This is a genomic window from uncultured Campylobacter sp., from assembly GCF_938045225.1.
Lineage (GTDB): Bacteria > Campylobacterota > Campylobacteria > Campylobacterales > Campylobacteraceae > Campylobacter_A.
Window position 1 is genome coordinate 1 of sequence record NZ_CALINL010000182.1, and the last position, 1,039, is coordinate 1,039.

A 1,039-nucleotide genomic window follows, 5' to 3' on the forward strand; every position below is an offset into this window, starting at 1 on the left:
AGATAGAACAATTTCACAGAAAGTAAATTAATGAGCCAATTTAGCAAATACAATGATGAGCTGAAAAATTTTCAGTTCGTCTAATTGAATATATAGTGGTTTAAGAAATTGCCCATACCTTTATTTGAAGAAGAGCCTAAACCGAAGCAATACATTTATAAGTCTGTATGATAGAGTTGCCACCGATTACTTGTGAGCTTGTGATGGTGGCTGTATTTTTTGCGATATAATAGAATTAACGAATCTGAGTAAATCTAAGTTGACGATTTTGCGGAATCTAAAGATAATAAAATTGACGATTTTGCAGAATTGGAAGATAATAAAATTGACGATTTTGGACGGATGGGAGTATAACACAATGTTTAAGAGAAAAATATACGGCAGTTTACTACAGTGGAAGGAAACTTCAAATGGAAAAACAGCATTGTTAATAGAGGGGCCTAGACGTGTAGGTAAATCGACTGTTGTTGAAGAATTTGCCAGAAATGAATATGAATTAATTTTTTATAGATTAATTTTTTAGATTTTTGGGAGGATTTTCTTTTATAGCTTAATAAAAAATATTAGTTTAAAGTTCGTTTTAAAGGGCATTTTTTTGATTAAATAAAAGTTGCTATAATCGCGATAAAAATATAAAAAATGGAGATAGGAGCAAATTTGCCCCGAGAAATTATTTAACACCAACTATGATTTGAGTTGCTTTGATGATCGCAGTTACGTCGTCGCCAACTTTTAAAGCCATGCCATTTACTGACTCTTTTGTGATAACAGCTGAAATTTTGCTGCCATTTGCGTCAATGATAACCTCAGCATTTACAGCGCCATCTTTTATCTCGCTCACAACGCCTTTGATTTGGTTTGTAGCGCTTAGTTTGATGTGGTTATTTTTTGAAACGATAACGCTTGAAGCTTTGAATAAAAATACGGCTTTTTGCCGACTTTTAAACTTAAGCTTGCTTCTGAATCCGTAGTAGCGGTTGTTTTTAGCGATTCGCCGCCTTTTTCTTTAGCTACGATTAGAAATTTACCGCACCTGTTT

General features: G+C 33.4%; 1 protein-coding gene. It reads right to left on the reverse strand.

Annotated elements, in window-relative coordinates; genetic code table 11:
• Positions 1–670: 670 nt before the first annotated feature.
• A complete protein-coding gene (locus Q0200_RS06885) occupies positions 671–841 on the reverse strand; it encodes a TOBE domain-containing protein (protein ID WP_297939469.1) in 171 nt (56 codons plus the stop codon).
• Between the last annotated feature and the right edge of the window lie 198 nt (positions 842–1,039).